A 15,210-nucleotide genomic window follows, 5' to 3' on the forward strand; every position below is an offset into this window, starting at 1 on the left:
GCCTGTCCGTCCCAGATCTCAGCGTCGAGGTACGGCTCGCGCCGCGAGCGGAACCAGCCACAGGAACGCGAGGAGGTCGAAAAATATGGTCGACGGCAATCTGTTGTGCACCAGCGCTATCGACAACTCACGCGTCGGGTCCGCCCACCCGAAGCACCCGTTCAGTCCCACATGGCCGAAACCACTCGACAGCAGAGGTAGCGGCATCGAATGAAATCCCATGTGCCACATCATCGGAACGTGTAGTACGCCATCGACACGAAGACTCGGCTTTCGCGTGAAGGAGGCCACCGCGGACGGCGACAGTAGCCGCACGCCATCCACACTGCCGTCGCCTGCCACCGCCGCGTACAGCTTGGCCAGCGACTCGGCTGACGCCACGGCGTTGACAGCGGGCATCTGCGCATCGAGGGCCACGGAGTCGGCGTCCACAATCGCCTGGGACATACCGGGACCGGCGTAGAAACTGCTCGCCAGCGATCTGACGAAAGCGGGGCCACGCGCGGCACGAGCGAGCCAGCGTTCCGAGAAAATACTGGTAAAACAGCCTATCGGGTCCACGAATTGCGCCAGCGGGATGGCTTGCAGCCCCAGTGGGCGACCCAGGTGCAGCTCCGCAAGACCCAACGGCGCGGCCAGTTCTTGTGCATAGAGGTCCCGCATATCTTGCCCGGTGACCGCCCGAGCCAAACCGGCGAGCAGCCAGCCGATGGTCAGCGCGTGATAGGCCGGTTTTCCGGCCAAGCGGTCCAAGGGTGCCGCGGCCAGACGCTCCTCCATCAGCCGGTGATCGAGTTCCTCGTCGAGGCTGTCAGCTATTCCGACGATTTGCGATAGTCCGGCCGTGTGGTTGAGAACGGCACCTACCGTGACGGCGCGTTTGCCGTTGGCGCCGAACTCGGGCCAGTACTGCGCTACCGGGGCGTCATAGTCGATGAGGCCGCGGTCGGCGAGACGGTGGATGACCAGGGATGAGAGCCCTTTGGATGCCGAATAGATGACGCCGGACGTCTCCGGCGACCACGGACGGGTGCCGTCCTTGTCGCTAGTGCCCGCCCAGAGATCCACAACCTTCTCACCCCGGTAGTAGACGGCCAGTGCCCCGCCGCCGCGCAACCGGTTGCCGAAGAGCGCACCGAAGGCCTTGCCCAACAAGCGGAATCGATGGTCCACCAATAGCTCCCGAGGGACATGTGGGGCGATCTCCGGCAGATCAGAAGAAAACTCGGGCTCGGATGTCATCTGCTGACCCAATCGATTGATGAAGGAACTTCGGCGGTCCTGCCACATCAGCTTTACCCGAGAGTAAAGCCAGTGAGATGTTCCGTCAAGACTGGCGCTGCACCCTGCTCGATACGACGACCGCTCACAGGTGCCGGATCACGGAAGTCATCCATGCCATCCTGTGACGATGCCACCCACCCATCGCAGGCCGTCCGATGACGAGCTGCTGGACGGCGCCCGTGACGTATTTGCCGAACATGGTTACCAGGCAGCGAGTATGGCCGAGATCGCCCGGCGTGCGTCGACCACAAAGCCGACGTTGTACGCACATTTCGGGTCAAAGGAGGCGATGTACTCGCTGGTCTTCCAACGCGAGGCCGAGGCCATTCAGAATCACCTGTTCGCGGTGTACGAAAACCTGCCGGAGGGCGACGTCGAGGGGTGGGTGAAGACGGCACTGGACGCCGGAATGAGCTATGTCGCTGACAATCCCACCAGCTTTCGCGTCTTGGTTGGCACCTCGGAGGCCGGGACTCCAGCTGCCGCAGCGATGCGGTCGATGCTCGACAGCTTCATCGATCGAATCGCCCAGATCGTCGATGACGCGGTCCGTCGCCGCGGCGCCATACCGGCGCTACCGACGCGAACAGTGGCGGCAATGGCCGTTGCGAGCGGTCTGGAAGCGGCGCGCCAGGGCATCCTTGTCGACGGGCTCAGTCCCGCGCATGCCGCCGAGCTGGCGACCGCCTACATCGCGGGCGGAATAGCCGCGATAGAAACAAGACTGGTGACCCAGTAGCGCCCGTGAGCCCACAACGGCCAGGACCGCGAACGTCAGTCCCGTGATCCGGTAGAGTTCCCCGGCGAGGCACCGCCGATGTAGTTCAATGGCAGAACATCAGCTTCCCAAGCTGAATACGCGGGTTCGATTCCCGTCATCGGCTCCATAAGTGAGCAGCGGTAACGCCGTTCGATCCTGTTCGACCGGGGCCCTCAGGGTCGCCAAAGGTCACAAGTCAGATGACACTCTTGTCGGCCGTCGAGTGATGCCCCTGCTCTCTTACGGATGGGCTTTGCCGTACTCCAGAACGGAGAGTGCCGCCCCCATCTGGGGGGTTCCGAGGAACGACGGGGGCGGCACCAGCGATGATCCTGGCAGATTGCTGACCGATTCGCCCAATCCACGCGCGACACTCACGCCTAGGAGCAACCTAAGCCGATCTAGCAAACATCATATCCTGGACAAGTGCCGGTGTGATGTGAGAGAGTTCGACTGCGGCTACTCAGAGTCGTCTGTGGGGGATTTACGCGGAGGGGCTCATCTCGTGGTCATCAAGCATCGTTGGCATGTGTCTACAGGTTTGCGCAGAGCACTGGCAGTGACGGCCGTGGCGGTTGTAATCGTTGGTGGCGTCAAGGTGACCAGCGACACGACCCCGGGTAGCGGCTTCTCTACTATCGCCACAGGCGCGGCCGACCCAACTGGTCCCACGGGAGGCTCGAACGGGCCTGGCGGGATGAACGGCCAGCAGTTCCAGCCGCCAAGTCTGCCGCCGCAGCAGTCGGACTACCAGGGCGGTATTAACCAGCCGCCGCTTGATCAGAACAACGGGATTTCCATCTACAACACGGGCGCTCAAGGTGCGCCTCAGCAGGTCCCTGGTCAGCAGGGTGGGCAACAGCCGGAAGGGCAGCAGCCTCTACACGGGACGCAGATTCCCGACTACCAGACTGCGACTCCATACACGCAGGGCCCGGGTAAGACGAATCCGGATTACCAAGCGCCACAACAGGGAAATCAGGCTCAACAACCACAGCAGGGCCAACAACAGCCACAGACCCATGCCCCTACCCAACAGCCGAGTCAAGCGCCCACGCAGACTCAGCAGCCGTCAAGAGAGAATCCGAGTCCAACGAGCGCCACCCAGCCGAGTTCGACTGTCAGCACAACGATTTCGACCACAACGACTTCTCAGAACAACAACGCCCCGTGCGACAAAGCCGTATCGATTGACCGACTGACGTGCGTGTTGACTAAGGCAAACAAGGTAAAGGACCTCACCACAAACAAAGAGCAGATCGAGACGATCTTCAAGTCGCCGACCCTGAGGCAGGAGTGGATAGATCACTACGCCGACTTCGAGTTCCGGATAGTCCCAGGCAACTCCGCATACACCCAGCCAAGCGAGGGATATATAGCAGTCGGACAGAACATCGTTCAAAGCAACAACCCGGGGTCTCTGGCCGAAACGCTTGCTCACGAGTTCGGGCACGGCCAGTACTTCTATTCAGGCAGGCCCGATGGCGACAGCACGGGCCTGGTGAACGAGGCCTATGCAACGCTTCACAACATCACAGTTCAGCGGGAAATCCTCTCCAACGGCGGACAAGATATCGGCATAGCTGGGCAATATGCAATCTTTGGCCCAGACGGTCAGCCCGTAGTGAACCCAGACGGGACCGCCGGCTACTACGACGTCACCCAACTGTTGAACCAGATATACGACTCCCCAAAAAGCCTCGATGAAAAGATGGCCGATATCGCACAGATATTCGCTGTCCACGAGGCACCGAGCAGTTGCCCGACCATCAACTATGCGCAGTACTACAAGACGGGATGCCCATGACGATTACCCCCACAGTCCGTCGGCGATCCGCTGTTGTGGCGGTCGCGTTGACGGCCGTATTTCTGAGTTGCTGCGCTAGCCCGCCCAACGCGACTGGAGTGCCAGACGGTGATCGTGATCTCTGGTGGCTGGTAGATCAGGCCGAACAGAACGTCCCGCTGACGATTGATAAGACCCAAGACATCCTCGGCATACCGCTCAAACAGGTGAGCGATCAACGGTGGCGTGGCGAGAAATCGGTTGAATTGAGTTCAAAACTCACCGTGCAGAACGTCGAGTCCTTCGCGAATGACAACGACAAACAGCGACTCACATTTTTCATGGTGTCAACCCGGCCATGCATCACAAAGGCCGATGTCGAATCCAGGTACAGCACCCTCGAGCGATACTACGTATCACCGCACAATCCCGACTTCAAAGAGGGCTGGGCGCAAAACCGGGCGTGGGGAAAGCTCGTGTTTCTGATCGGCCGCGGCTCGGGCTGCGTCGCGGAAGTCTCACTAGTCGACAGATAGCAGAACTGTGCCTCTGGATAGCCGTTAGGCGATCCCGCAGCATCGCGTCCGTATGAGCCACCGGAGGGGCTTTGATCGGGCGTTGCCTTCCCCCAAGCTGAATACGCGGGTTCGATTCCCGTCGTCGGCTCGACTAGTTCCGGCACTTCCTCTTGGTGGCTTCGTGCTCCTCGGGATTCGTGTGCTTGACCCACGCGCGTACCGGCCAGAACAGCACCCACAGCACGCCATATCCCGCCCAGTAGATGGGCAGCATGATCATCAATGCAAAGAGCCAGCCCGGATAGATCAAGATCAGGCAGAACTGGGCGAACTGCTTGATTCCCACCGGCTGTCCCTCGGCCATCGAAATCAGGAACCCGGGCCGCATGGCCTCCAGGATCCATTTGCCGGCGGGCTTCTGCGCGGCAGCCGCGCCCTCGATCTGCGCGGAGGTCTGCTCGGAGGCTGTCGACACAGGCTCGATACCCGCGGATCCGGTGGGCTCATAGGCGGTCATGTCGTTGACGCTAAGCACCCACGTTGGAGATCCATTGAATGCCTGCACACGGCGCTGGAACGGGGTCCAACCGATTTCCAATCACCCCTACTCCGATCTTGCGCAGCGCCGTTGGAAATTGATTGGACCGTCGGTTGGAGATCGTTAGGAAGCCGGTTCGGTCGAGTGCAGCGTTAGAGCTGCTTCACCAGACTGACCGAGCGATTGACCTCCGAGAACCCCAGCCCCTCATAGAGCCGCACGGCACCGGTGGGGCTATCCGCGTCAACGTCAAGAACGGCCCGCTCAAGCCCTTCGTTTTTGTAGGTACGCATGGCGTACGTCAACACCGCCCGCGCGAGTTTGCGTCCACGCCAGTCGCGCCGGACACCCACCAAGTCGATGAACCCGAACGAGTAACCGTTCGCCTCCCACTCCTCCTCATTGACCTCACTGAGCAGGTACGCGGCGACGGTATCCTGTCCCGCGGCATCACGTGCGACGACGACGAATGAGAGGTCAGCGCGGAACGCCTTCAGCCTGTGGTCCGATTCCCAGTCCACGCGGGCGATCGGCTGGCTGCCCCAATGATCGCGGAACGCCTCGTTGTGGGCGTCCCGGGTTGCTTCAGACCATTCGGGACCATAGGTCTCGATCCGCATGCCCTCAGGAAGAGTGACGTCAGGGATGGGTTGACTGAGATCGCGCTCGAGCTCATGCCACCACCTCACCGATTCGTATCCGTTGCGGTGGAACAAATCGATCGTCCAGACAGCGCGTTCCTCCGCGACTCCGGCGAGCCAACCAGGCAAGCATTCATCCGATTCCACGAGATGCTGCAGCCCGCGCTGCTCCTGCCAACGGAGCAGACTGGTCCCGATTCCTTCGCCGCGCCGGTCGGGATGAACGGTGCCATCCAACGTCACCCATACGACAGTTTCATTGCTGGACTTCACCGTTGCCGAGCCGAACGCGACCGCTCGCCCCGATTGGTCGACTGCGATGACCGAGTCGAGCGCCGGATCGAAGTCGTCGTCATCGAATTCTTCTACGAGTTCGTCCATCATGACCAGGCTCGTGGGGTGATCAATCGCTCCCGAGGCTCGCCAGAGGTCGAACAGCAGCGGTATGTCATCTTCGGTTGCTGCCCGCCACGTCAAGTCATCTCCGGCGCTTGGCATTTCCACCACGGCCGGGGCACTGACTCGTTCACTCAGCGGGATGGTAGACGCGTGCAGCTCTTTGGACGTCATCGGTCCAATCTATTTCTGACCCCAAAAATGCCGCAACGGATTTAGTCGCCCGTGGCCTTCTTCGCGGGCTTATCCGGGGCGCTGGGCTTCTTCCCCGAGACGTCTCCCAGCACCTTCTTGATGGCCCCGCCCAGACCCCGCATCACGTTCGGCTGCTTGGTCGTTGGGGATACTCCCTGATTGGGTTTCGACATCAGCACCGGCGGCTTTGTCAACATCGTCGGCAGCTTCGGTGTGAGGTCGGGCCGCACCGTAGGCGCTTTCGTCTGCGGTGCGGTCTTGATGGCTTCCGCCGTCGTGGATTCCGTCTTGGACGCCGTTTCCTTGGCGTCAGTCGCCTTGTCCGTTGCCTTCACATCGGCTGTCGTGACGGCTGGCCTCTCCGCCTGCTTGGCCGCCGCCGGCGTAATCGGGATCGGCTTGGTCAGCGCATCGCGGATCGGCGCGACCGACTCCGAGACGGTCGTCACCACCGCCTGCCCCGTCGCCTGCACCGCCGCTACGACATTTCCTGTGCTTCCCAACGTTGTCAGAAACGCATTGGGCACCCGCGTCACGATGAGCGTGAGCTGTTCAGTCGAATGAAACGCCACCGCCCAAAACACCTCAGTACCGCGCACCGCGGCGGCCTCCAACGGCGTATGCACCACGGGCACGGACTCGGGGCCCGGGGGATTGTTCAACGCGTCGAACAGATCGGAGCGCGCCTGCCCCAAAACCCCCGGGAGTTGACCAGGCTGGGTGAGGGCCGCCTCGCCGATCCGCACGAGCCCCACCGCGATCACCTCAGTACCGAACTGGGTGCGTGGCACCACCTGATCCAGGTCGGTGCGGATAAGCCCGGTCCACACATCGTTGGCCGCCCCACTCACCGTCGCGCCGGCCAGTCCAAGTGCCTGCACCACGGGCTGTCCCGACTGCAGCTGGGTCACGAACGTCCCCGGCGCCAGCAGCGTCGCCGTCGGCACCTGGACGGCACCCTGAACGACGAAAGGGCAGATCAGCGAGCAGTTCTGCACCTGGTTGGCCAAGAACTGGGTGATCAACGCGCCAGGCGGAGGCTGCACCGACGCCGCGGTGAGATAGACGTCGAACCGTGCGCTGCGTGCCGACAGCCCCGGCGGAGCATTCAGTCCTACGGACGTCGCGAGTACCGCTGACGCACATGCCACCGCGAGAAGTCTCACGCAGTAACCACGAGCCAACCCGCCGTCGGGTTCGATCGTGGCGAAAGCCGGTTAGGCCCCGGCTTCCTCCGGCACATCGTGGCGCACCACGCGGACCTTGCCGCGCGGCAGGCTGGCCACGTACCCGTGGTACTTGCCATAGATCTCCCACGCCGTGTCGAAGTCGTGATGTGGCACGTCGATCACGTGGTCGTCGGAGAACTCCATGTGCAGATCGCCTTGGTCGTTCCACCTGGCCTCGGTGCACGTAGCACCCGAGATGCTGAAGAGCGGACGCTCCTCATCCAGGATTGCCTTCGGATCGACGCAGACGATTTCCCGTGGCCACCTCCCCGCGGGGGGAAGTGTGAGCCACATCGGCACGGCGATAACCACCTCGTTGTAGTCACCCAGGCTGATTACCAATCCGTCACGGAACATGATCCGCTGGACCGGTAAGCCCTCAATCCATGCTTCGGACATACCTTCACTCTGAACCCACCCAAGAGGCCCGCACAAGGGGTTGACGCCACAAGTTTTATTGTCGAAACTAGACGAAACGTAAACGTTATTTGTGCTGCCCCGGTCCGTGGACAGCACACTGTTCTACTTGCTTTCAGCCTGTTTCCGGGCTCCCGCCAAGACCACGGCGTCACCGCGCTTGACGAACGAATTTCGCTTAGGTGCCCTAGCATTCGCTGTGAGCTAGCAGCGTGGCTAGCAGGCGGGCGAAAGGTACACCCATGACAGCGGAGCTATCGGAAGACATCGACCGGCCGCGGATCACCCCGCGCCCCGCCCCCACCGCACGCCCACAGCTGCCGCGTCGCGGTGACTTAACCCTGCGGGAACGCGCACTGGTCGAGACCTCCGCGCTCACCGACATCGCCCTACGGACCGTCGGCGCCCTCTCGGTCATGGGAGTGGTGGCCCCGAGCCTCATCATCGACCGCGAGTTCGTGGCGCGTGAACGCGACAACCTGGCCTTCTACGGCGAGCTCGCCGCGATGGGCGATGCGGATCTTTCCTTCCCGGCGCCGGAGACCACGCCCGTGGTGTTCTCCCGCCCCGCGGGCCCGGTCGCACAGGCCCTGGCCAAGGGCACCGTGGAGAACCTGGACTTCGAAAGCCCTTACGTGGCACGCAATCCAGCGATGCGCGACCTCTGGAAAAGCTTTCCGCACAATAGCGTCGCGCGCGCCCAACACTGGCGCCATGACGACGGACCCCGCCCCACTCTGTGCGTCATCCACGGATTCTTCGGATCACCGTACCTGCTCAACGGAGTGTTCTTCGCACTCCCCTGGTTCTTCCGCAACGGCTACGACATCTTGTTGTACACCTTGCCTTTTCATGGACGACGTGCCGAGAAATACTCGCCGTTCAGCGGGGCGGGGTACTTCAGCCACGGGTTCACCGGTTTCTCCGAGTCGATGTGCCAGGCCGTGCACGACTTTCGGATATTCGTGAACTACCTGCGCGGCACCGGAGTGGAGAAAATTGGGCTGACGGGTTTGTCACTGGGCGGATACACCACCGGATTAATCTCCACCGTAGAGCGCCGTATCGATGTCGCCATTCCGAATGTGCCCGTGGTTGACGTGAAATCGCTTCTGCACGGCTGGGTTCCGGCGGAGCCCACGATCAAGCTCGCCGCCAAACTCGGCCACCTCGATCAGGACCAGCTGGACGGAGCCCTCTCCTACTCATCACCGCTGACGTACCAGCCGGTGGTACCCAAGGAGCGGCGTCTGATCATCACCGGGCTCGGCGACCGTCTAGCGCCCCCGGAGCAATCCGAGATGCTGTGGGAGCACTGGGATCGTTGCGCACTGCACTGGTTCCCCGGAAATCACATTCTGCACGTGAATCAGGGCGACTACCTGCACCAGATGACCGACTTCCTTGACCGCTATCTCGCCACCTAACCCTTGACGGCCGACACCAGGCTGATCGAATTGAACATGTACCAGGCAGGTTGACTGGGCTCCGGCAAGGCACGCCCCGAAATGTTCAGGTAGTCCAGCAGCTCGGTGCGCTCCGAATCCCAACCGTGACAATGGAACCAAGTCGTGGCTTCACTGCGCTGCTGGTTGTAGATCAGGGAGAAGAAGTCAGAGTTCGCCTCGTCTCCACTTTCCTTGGCACCCGCCACCAGCATGTCGAAGACCACGTCGGCGTACGTCGTCATCTGCTCAATACCCACGAAGCTGCCCGGTGCGGCCAGCTGGTCGATGGACTCGAAAAGTCGTTCCTGCGCATCGGCCGGCAGATAGATCAACAATCCTTCGACAATCCACGCCGACGGCGCCGATGGATCGAAACCCTTGTCCTGTAGCACCTTACCCCAGTCCTCACGAAGGTCTATCGAGATCTCCTGGCGAGACGCCTTGGATTCGGCGCCGTGCTCGGCGAGTACTTCGCGCTTGAACTGATGTACCAGGGGCTGGTCCAATTCGAAGATCGTCGTCCCCGGAACCCAGTCGAGTCGATAGGCCCGCGAATCCAGCCCCGAAGCCAGGATCACCACCTGCTTGACTCCGGCCTCGATCGCCCTACCGAAGTAGTTGTCGAAATAGCGGGTGCGAGCGCCTTGAAAGCTCACGAAGTACTGCCCGAATTCCTCTGAACGCAAAGGGTGTTCGGGTACGCCACCGGCGACCAGGTCGGCCCACTCCCCGCCCGCGGCGCGACAGAACACCCCCGCGTACTGATCGGCGGCCAGCGGCGCGGGCTTGGTGGCCTCGAGCGCTCGGCTGGCGGCTACGAACAGGGCCGTGGAGCCGACGCTTGTGTTGATGTCCCAGTTGTCGCGATCGGTACGCATGGTCGCGACAATACCCCGCGACTGTGACAACTAAGTTGACATGCGTGGGCGCATCGACGGCGCGCTAGTAGGCCCCGTCACTGCGGGCCACCGCGCGGAAAGTGCGCCACAGGATGGATACGTCGGACACCATGGACCAGTTCTCGACATACGACAGGTCCAACCGCACCGCCTCATCCCACGGCAGATCGGAACGCCCACTGACCTGCCACAAGCCGGTCATCCCCGGCTTGACCAGCAGCCGGCGCTTGATGACGTCGGTGTACTCCTCGACCTCCCGGCGCAGCGGCGGCCGGGGGCCCACCAGACTCATCTCACCCCGCAGCACATTGAACAGCTGGGGCAGTTCATCCAGGCTGGTACGGCGCAGGAACCTGCCCACCATGGTGACCCGCGGATCTTCGCGCATCTTGAAAAGCGGTCCGGCGCCGTCGTTTTGTGCCAGCAGCTCGGCCACCATCTGGTCTGCGCCCGCCACCATGGACCGGAACTTGATCATGCGGAACGGCTTGGACCGCACGCCGATGCGTTCAGCCGAGTAGAACACCGACCCACGCGACTCCAGCTTCACAGCAAGGGCGCAGGCCAACAGAATCGGGCTAAACCCGATGATCAGCAACAGTGCACCCACGCGGTCGAACAGAACCTTGTGCATGCGCGAAGCACCCTCGTACTGGGGCTCTGCGAGGTGGATCAGCGGTACGGACCCGGCCGGCCGCACCCGAACCCGGGGCTGGTCGACATCGAACACACCGGGCGCGACCAGCAGATTGACACCGATCTCGCTGAGACGCCAGGCCAGTTCGCGCATCTTTTCCGGGCCCAGCTGCTCGGTGGCCGTCACCGCCACGGTGTCGGCACCGGCCTCCAGTACCGCAGCGACAATGCGGTCTTCCGAACCCAGGATGGGGATCACCCGGTCGATGACCTCGATGTTCTGGCCCGGTGCACCCAAATATCCGGGAACACACACGCCGACGACGCGATACCCGAGCGCAGTATCACGCCCGAAGGCCTCGGCGAGGTTGAGCGCCGCGGCGTCGCCGCCGAGCACCACAACCCTGAAGATCTGCTTGCCGCGCGCACGCTGACGGTTGAGCCAACTGCGGCTGAGCTTCCGGTTGAGCAACAGGAACACAATCCCGACGATGAGCGACATCCCCAGCGCGAAACGCGAGACATTGAATTTGAACAGCACGCTGACGATGGCGAAAAGACCGAACATGTGGAATGTCGCGCGCAGTACCCGCTGGTACTCCTCGCCTCCACTGCCCATGAGATGCGGTTCCCTGCTGCGGTACACACCCAGCAGCAAGGCCCAGTAGCAGAAGAACCCAATCCTGATCCACAGTTCGGCGGGGGTCATCGGGTTGGTGGCGTTGCGTAGTTCGATCCAGGTCCAGCCGGCGACCGCGACGATCAGGGTGTCGGTGATCATCAGCCACCGGGTGTAGCGGTCTCCCCATTGCGCAGCGCGGTGTCCGGCAGAGGTTTGACCGACTGCTTGTGAGCGGCGCGGGCGCCGCACGCTGCCGATTCGGCCCCTCAGCCGGGTCGGCGCAGGCGAGCCTTCGTTCACCGCGACCACGAGCGTGTCCTTCCAGAACAACCCCAACAGCAAAAATCAGAAAGTCTTGTGTCATGAAGCGCCAGGCGCCGAAGTCTCGCCCAATCCGGCGATGACAACCGCCGGGCGAACGAATCAGGCCGGTGGCCACGTCAAAGGTGAAACGCCCGTTACCCAGTTTTGTACGAAAGGGAATGTATCCAGAGAATCGCCGCCGGGCAACACCTCACCGCCCATGGCCTGCAATTGTGATTGAGGTCACCGACGCTCAGGAGAAATGAACAGCTTGTTCTTATCCGGAAGCGCTGAAAGTCGCTCTGAACTGGGAAAATCCCGAACTCTGTCAAGTCGAAGCAAAGTTCATCATGTACAAATTAGCTCACTACAAACGTCGCAGCAGGGAACGCCAGCAATGTCAGCGTCAATTAATAGAGACGGCTGCGCAACATCTTCAAGGGAAAGCGACGGCGGGCCGGCCGCAGCCAGGGGGCCATGGGGTTACCCCTCCACGACCTGACAGATTTTGCTCACAAGCGAACAGACACCCAGTAATTCTGGTAACGGCAGTGAACCACATGGTCAGCGCCTCGATGTGGTGCACCTCATACCGCTAACTGGATACGTGCGTTAGCCCAATTTGGTTCAGACCAGCGCGCGCCCGGTGCGAATTCTCCGGTCGAGATCGATCATCAGCGCGTTGAACGGGAAGCGTCGCAGCCCGTTGGGCAGGAGACGATTGGCCATACCAAGAAGCGTGACGACGGCCCGGAAGGTTCGCTCACGCGCAGGACTCCAGGGCAGCCGCATCTCATCCCGGAACCGCTGCGGCAAGAATCCCGTCGAGATGAGTCGCGAGAAGGCACCCACCGGCCGGCGCATGAACCGCGGTACCGCAATGGCCGCCGAAATGATCCGATACAGGTACGGCCGCACGTGATCATCGATATGGACCAGGTCCAGGGATTGCTCCCAGTACGCGTCGAACTCCGCACAGGACTTCGGCCACATCGCGAGGGGCATCTGCAGCGTCGTCCCCATGACGGCACCCTCTTGCAGACACCGCTCGGCCATGTCGGCCGTCATCGGACCTACGAAGGCCTCGTACACATCGACAAATCCCTTGTAGAGGCAGATCGCCACCCATTTCTGCAGTTCCGGGTCAAAGGCGTTGTACTGCACCGTGTCCCCTGGGGCCGAGCGGACCTGCGCGTGGGAGCGATTGGTCGCCTTCCGGAATGCGGCCTTCTGCTCCGGGCTCCCCAGGGATGACACCGCCAAGAAGGTGAAGGTGGTACGGGCGCGCTTAATGGGGTGCAGGTCGGCGCGGCCACTCTCTACCTTGCTATCGACGACGCCATACCCGACGCCGGGGCGTGCCAGCTGCATGACGATGTTGGCCGGACCTCCCAGCAGGGCCAGCCCCATCAGGTTGTCCGCCATATTGCTCTGTCGTCGCCAGGACCACCACGGCGACAGACGCGCGGCGGGAGGCACCGGCTCGTCGCGACGACTCCGTGTACCCGGACCTCCGTCGCCAACGATCGATTGATCGACCTCTGACACCCGTTCGATTGTCACCGTTGACCCCTTAATCTGCGAACGATTGTTCTCAAATATCTTCCAGCGGGGTACCACCTGTCAAGATGTACTGGTGACGTCATCGCGGGTCTATGGCGGCGTGCAGGCTCCCGACCGCCAAGCCGAGCGCCGGAACCGGCTGCTCGAGGCGGGCCTCGACCTACTGACCTCCGGCCCCGCACCCAATGTGACGGTCCGCGGCGTGTGCAAGCACGCCGGTGTGGTCGCACGGTACTTCTATGAGAACTTCACCGATCTCGACGAATTGACGGCCCAGGTGTACGACGGCGTAATCGGCACGGTCGCCACATCAACCCAGAAAGCCGTCGACGCCGCGCCGCTGCGCGAGAAGACCGCGGCAGGCATCGCCAACATCGTGCACGTCATCGCGGCCGATCCCCGGATCGGCCACCTACTCTTCGGCAGCAATCCTGCTAATTCGGTAATCGCACAACGCCGTAGCGCGGCCGAGCAGCTTTTCGCAGCCCTCTCCGGCCAGCACTTGAACAAGACGTACCAACTCCCGAACGACGAATCGATGCGCGCCGCAGCCTACTTCGCCGTCGGCGGCGTCGGCCAGACGCTCGCGGCCTGGGTGACCGGCCAGTTGAAGCTCAGCGCAGACGAGCTTGTCGTCGTACTTACCCGCCTGCTCGAGCCGGTCAGGCGGTAGCGACTTCCCGTGGGGTGCGCTCGGCGGCAGTCTTCGGCGCAACACGCACATCCGCCGAGGTGAACTCCTTAGTCCAACAAGCGAATTCGAGTGTAATTCCGTCAGGATCGAGGAAGTAGAACGACCGCACGTACACGCCCGGGTGCAGTTCCCTCGACACCTGGAACTCACTCTCGTCGTGATTGAGAATCGGTCCCACCCGCACACCCTTGGCCTTGAGCTTGACGCGGTACTCATCGAACTTCTCAGCGGGAACATGCAGCGAGATGTGGTTCATGGAGCTGACGGCGCTCACGATGTCGCCGATTCCCGGAATGGCGGCCGGGGCCGAAATGCCCGGGACACCGTCCGGCGCATCCTTGAACCAGAAGAAGGCCAGACTGTCGCCACCACCGGCGTCGAAGAAGAAGTGTTGCCCCTGCCCCATCGGCAGGTCGAGCGACTTGATGAGCGGCATGCCCAGCACGTTGGTGTAGAAGTCCACAGTGCGCTCCATGTCCGAACATACAAGCGCCACATGGTTGAAACCGCCGAACTCGAATTCGGGGTTGGGGTTGTTCGGTTTGATCATCGTCATGGGGAGCCTCCTTGATCCGACCGCATGACAGCCTTGCGTTTTACGCTAATCTGAATCTAACATCAGATTCAGAAATGGGTCAATGGTGCACGGCGAACAGACAGGGGTGAGCGTGGTCCAACCCACCGTGCGAGGCCGTCAAACCCAGGCCGCGATCGATGAGGCCGCGCGAACTGTCATCACCCGCAAGGGAATCCTTGCCACCACCGTTGCCGATATCGCCAGCGAGGCAGGCCGGTCCACGGCGTCGTTCTACAACTACTACGACTCCAAAGAGGCGATGGTCGCGCAGTGGGCCATGCGATTTCGCACCGAGGCGCAGGAGCGGGTCTCCTCACTGGTGGCCGAGCCACGGGCACAGACAGATAAGCAGCGCGCGCGAGACATCGCGACCGCGCACTGGCTCACCTGGCGCCACCAGTTGGCCGAGATGATCAGCGTCTCGCAGATGGCCATGATCAGTACCGAGTTCGCCGAGTTCTGGAATCAAATATGTTCCGAACCCATCGATTTCCTCACTACCACCATCAAACGGGCACAACGCGACGGCTACAGCCCTGGCAATGATCCGCATCTCATGGCCACCGCGATCGTCTCGATGATGAACCAGTTTGCCTACAACCAGCTCAGCCAGGGCAATGCCGCCACCGTCGACGACGATGCCTGCATAGACACTCTGGCCGGAATCTGTTACCGCGCCATCTATTCCAAGGAGGTCTGCTGAA

At 61.9% G+C, this 15,210-nt stretch carries 15 protein-coding genes, 2 tRNA genes and 1 pseudogene; 8 read left to right on the forward strand and 10 right to left on the reverse strand.

Going from position 1 to position 15,210, the window contains the following annotated elements:
- Window positions 1-18: 18 nt before the first annotated feature.
- Entirely contained in the window at window positions 19-1,242 is a 1,224-nt protein-coding gene (locus B4394_RS12395; protein ID WP_078315270.1) for a serine hydrolase domain-containing protein, read from the reverse strand.
- Between the two features lie 169 nt (window positions 1,243-1,411).
- Here B4394_RS12395 and B4394_RS12400 point away from each other — a divergent pair, with 169 nt between their 5' ends.
- Both B4394_RS12400 and B4394_RS12405 read left to right on the forward strand, forming a co-directional pair.
- Window positions 1,412-2,023 carry a TetR/AcrR family transcriptional regulator gene (locus tag B4394_RS12400; RefSeq protein ID WP_078307361.1) on the forward strand — a complete coding sequence of 204 codons (612 nt, stop codon included), beginning with the start codon at window positions 1,412-1,414 and terminating at the stop codon, window positions 2,021-2,023.
- A gap of 74 nt (window positions 2,024-2,097) precedes the next feature.
- Window positions 2,098-2,171, forward strand: a tRNA-Gly gene (locus tag B4394_RS12405).
- 113 nt (window positions 2,172-2,284) lie between these two features.
- Here the strand turns inward: B4394_RS12405 and B4394_RS25380 are convergent.
- On the reverse strand, window positions 2,285-2,422 hold the full coding sequence (locus B4394_RS25380) for a hypothetical protein (RefSeq protein ID WP_170914926.1): 138 nt from the start codon (window positions 2,420-2,422) through the stop codon (window positions 2,285-2,287).
- A 127-nt stretch (window positions 2,423-2,549) separates the two neighbouring features.
- Here B4394_RS25380 and B4394_RS26025 point away from each other — a divergent pair.
- The 3 genes and pseudogenes from B4394_RS26025 to B4394_RS25385 all read left to right on the forward strand — a co-directional run.
- Window positions 2,550-3,113, forward strand: a pseudogene (locus B4394_RS26025) (DUF6973 domain-containing protein); the annotation flags it as partial.
- Window positions 3,114-3,886: 773 nt separating this feature from the next.
- Complete coding sequence (locus B4394_RS12415) at window positions 3,887-4,366, forward strand: hypothetical protein (protein WP_139360145.1); 480 nt, start codon at window positions 3,887-3,889, stop codon at window positions 4,364-4,366.
- A 56-nt stretch (window positions 4,367-4,422) separates the two neighbouring features.
- Window positions 4,423-4,496: transfer RNA gene (locus B4394_RS25385), tRNA-OTHER, on the forward strand.
- A gap of 3 nt (window positions 4,497-4,499) precedes the next feature.
- Here the strand turns inward: B4394_RS25385 and B4394_RS12420 are convergent.
- The 4 genes from B4394_RS12420 to B4394_RS12435 all read right to left on the reverse strand — a co-directional run bounded on the left by B4394_RS12420 (window position 4,500) and on the right by B4394_RS12435 (window position 7,746).
- Window positions 4,500-4,865: a hypothetical protein gene (locus tag B4394_RS12420; protein ID WP_286142049.1), complete on the reverse strand. Its 366-nt coding sequence runs from the start codon at window positions 4,863-4,865 to the stop codon at window positions 4,500-4,502.
- A 173-nt stretch (window positions 4,866-5,038) separates the two neighbouring features.
- Complete coding sequence (locus B4394_RS12425) at window positions 5,039-6,025, reverse strand: GNAT family N-acetyltransferase (RefSeq protein ID WP_286142057.1); 987 nt, start codon at window positions 6,023-6,025, stop codon at window positions 5,039-5,041.
- 113 nt (window positions 6,026-6,138) lie between these two features.
- Entirely contained in the window at window positions 6,139-7,212 is a 1,074-nt protein-coding gene (locus B4394_RS12430) for a hypothetical protein (RefSeq protein ID WP_078307440.1), read from the reverse strand.
- A gap of 123 nt (window positions 7,213-7,335) precedes the next feature.
- Window positions 7,336-7,746, reverse strand: a complete 411-nt coding sequence (locus B4394_RS12435) for a DUF6188 family protein (protein WP_078307316.1) — start codon at window positions 7,744-7,746, stop codon at window positions 7,336-7,338.
- 260 nt (window positions 7,747-8,006) lie between these two features.
- Between B4394_RS12435 and B4394_RS12440 the strand changes: the two genes are divergently transcribed.
- Window positions 8,007-9,191 carry an alpha/beta hydrolase family protein gene (locus B4394_RS12440; protein WP_078315202.1) on the forward strand — a complete coding sequence of 395 codons (1,185 nt, stop codon included), beginning with the start codon at window positions 8,007-8,009 and terminating at the stop codon, window positions 9,189-9,191.
- Here the strand turns inward: B4394_RS12440 and B4394_RS12445 are convergent.
- The 3 genes from B4394_RS12445 to B4394_RS12455 form a co-directional block, all read right to left on the reverse strand.
- Entirely contained in the window at window positions 9,188-10,090 is a 903-nt protein-coding gene (locus B4394_RS12445; protein ID WP_078315203.1) for a class I SAM-dependent methyltransferase, read from the reverse strand. The genes B4394_RS12440 and B4394_RS12445 overlap by 4 nt on opposite strands.
- Window positions 10,091-10,154: 64 nt before the next feature.
- A complete protein-coding gene (locus B4394_RS12450; protein ID WP_286142050.1) occupies window positions 10,155-11,678 on the reverse strand; it encodes a sugar transferase in 1,524 nt (507 codons plus the stop codon).
- A gap of 621 nt (window positions 11,679-12,299) precedes the next feature.
- Entirely contained in the window at window positions 12,300-13,097 is a 798-nt protein-coding gene (locus B4394_RS12455; protein ID WP_286142058.1) for an oxygenase MpaB family protein, read from the reverse strand.
- A 208-nt stretch (window positions 13,098-13,305) separates the two neighbouring features.
- On the opposite strand from B4394_RS12455, the gene B4394_RS12460 reads away from it, so the two are divergent.
- Entirely contained in the window at window positions 13,306-13,908 is a 603-nt protein-coding gene (locus B4394_RS12460; protein ID WP_078307439.1) for a TetR/AcrR family transcriptional regulator, read from the forward strand.
- On the opposite strand, the gene B4394_RS12465 is transcribed toward B4394_RS12460, so the two are convergent.
- Window positions 13,898-14,479 carry a VOC family protein gene (locus B4394_RS12465; RefSeq protein ID WP_078307435.1) on the reverse strand — a complete coding sequence of 194 codons (582 nt, stop codon included), beginning with the start codon at window positions 14,477-14,479 and terminating at the stop codon, window positions 13,898-13,900. The genes B4394_RS12460 and B4394_RS12465 overlap by 11 nt on opposite strands.
- Before the next feature lie 118 nt (window positions 14,480-14,597).
- Between B4394_RS12465 and B4394_RS12470 the strand changes: the two genes are divergently transcribed.
- Window positions 14,598-15,209, forward strand: coding sequence for a TetR/AcrR family transcriptional regulator (locus B4394_RS12470; protein ID WP_078307437.1), 612 nt, complete (start codon window positions 14,598-14,600; stop codon window positions 15,207-15,209).
- Window position 15,210 lies beyond the last annotated feature (1 nt).

Origin of the sequence: Mycobacterium sp. D16Q16 (assembly GCF_002013745.1) — a bacterium.
Classification (GTDB): Bacteria; Actinomycetota; Actinomycetes; order Mycobacteriales; family Mycobacteriaceae; genus Mycobacterium.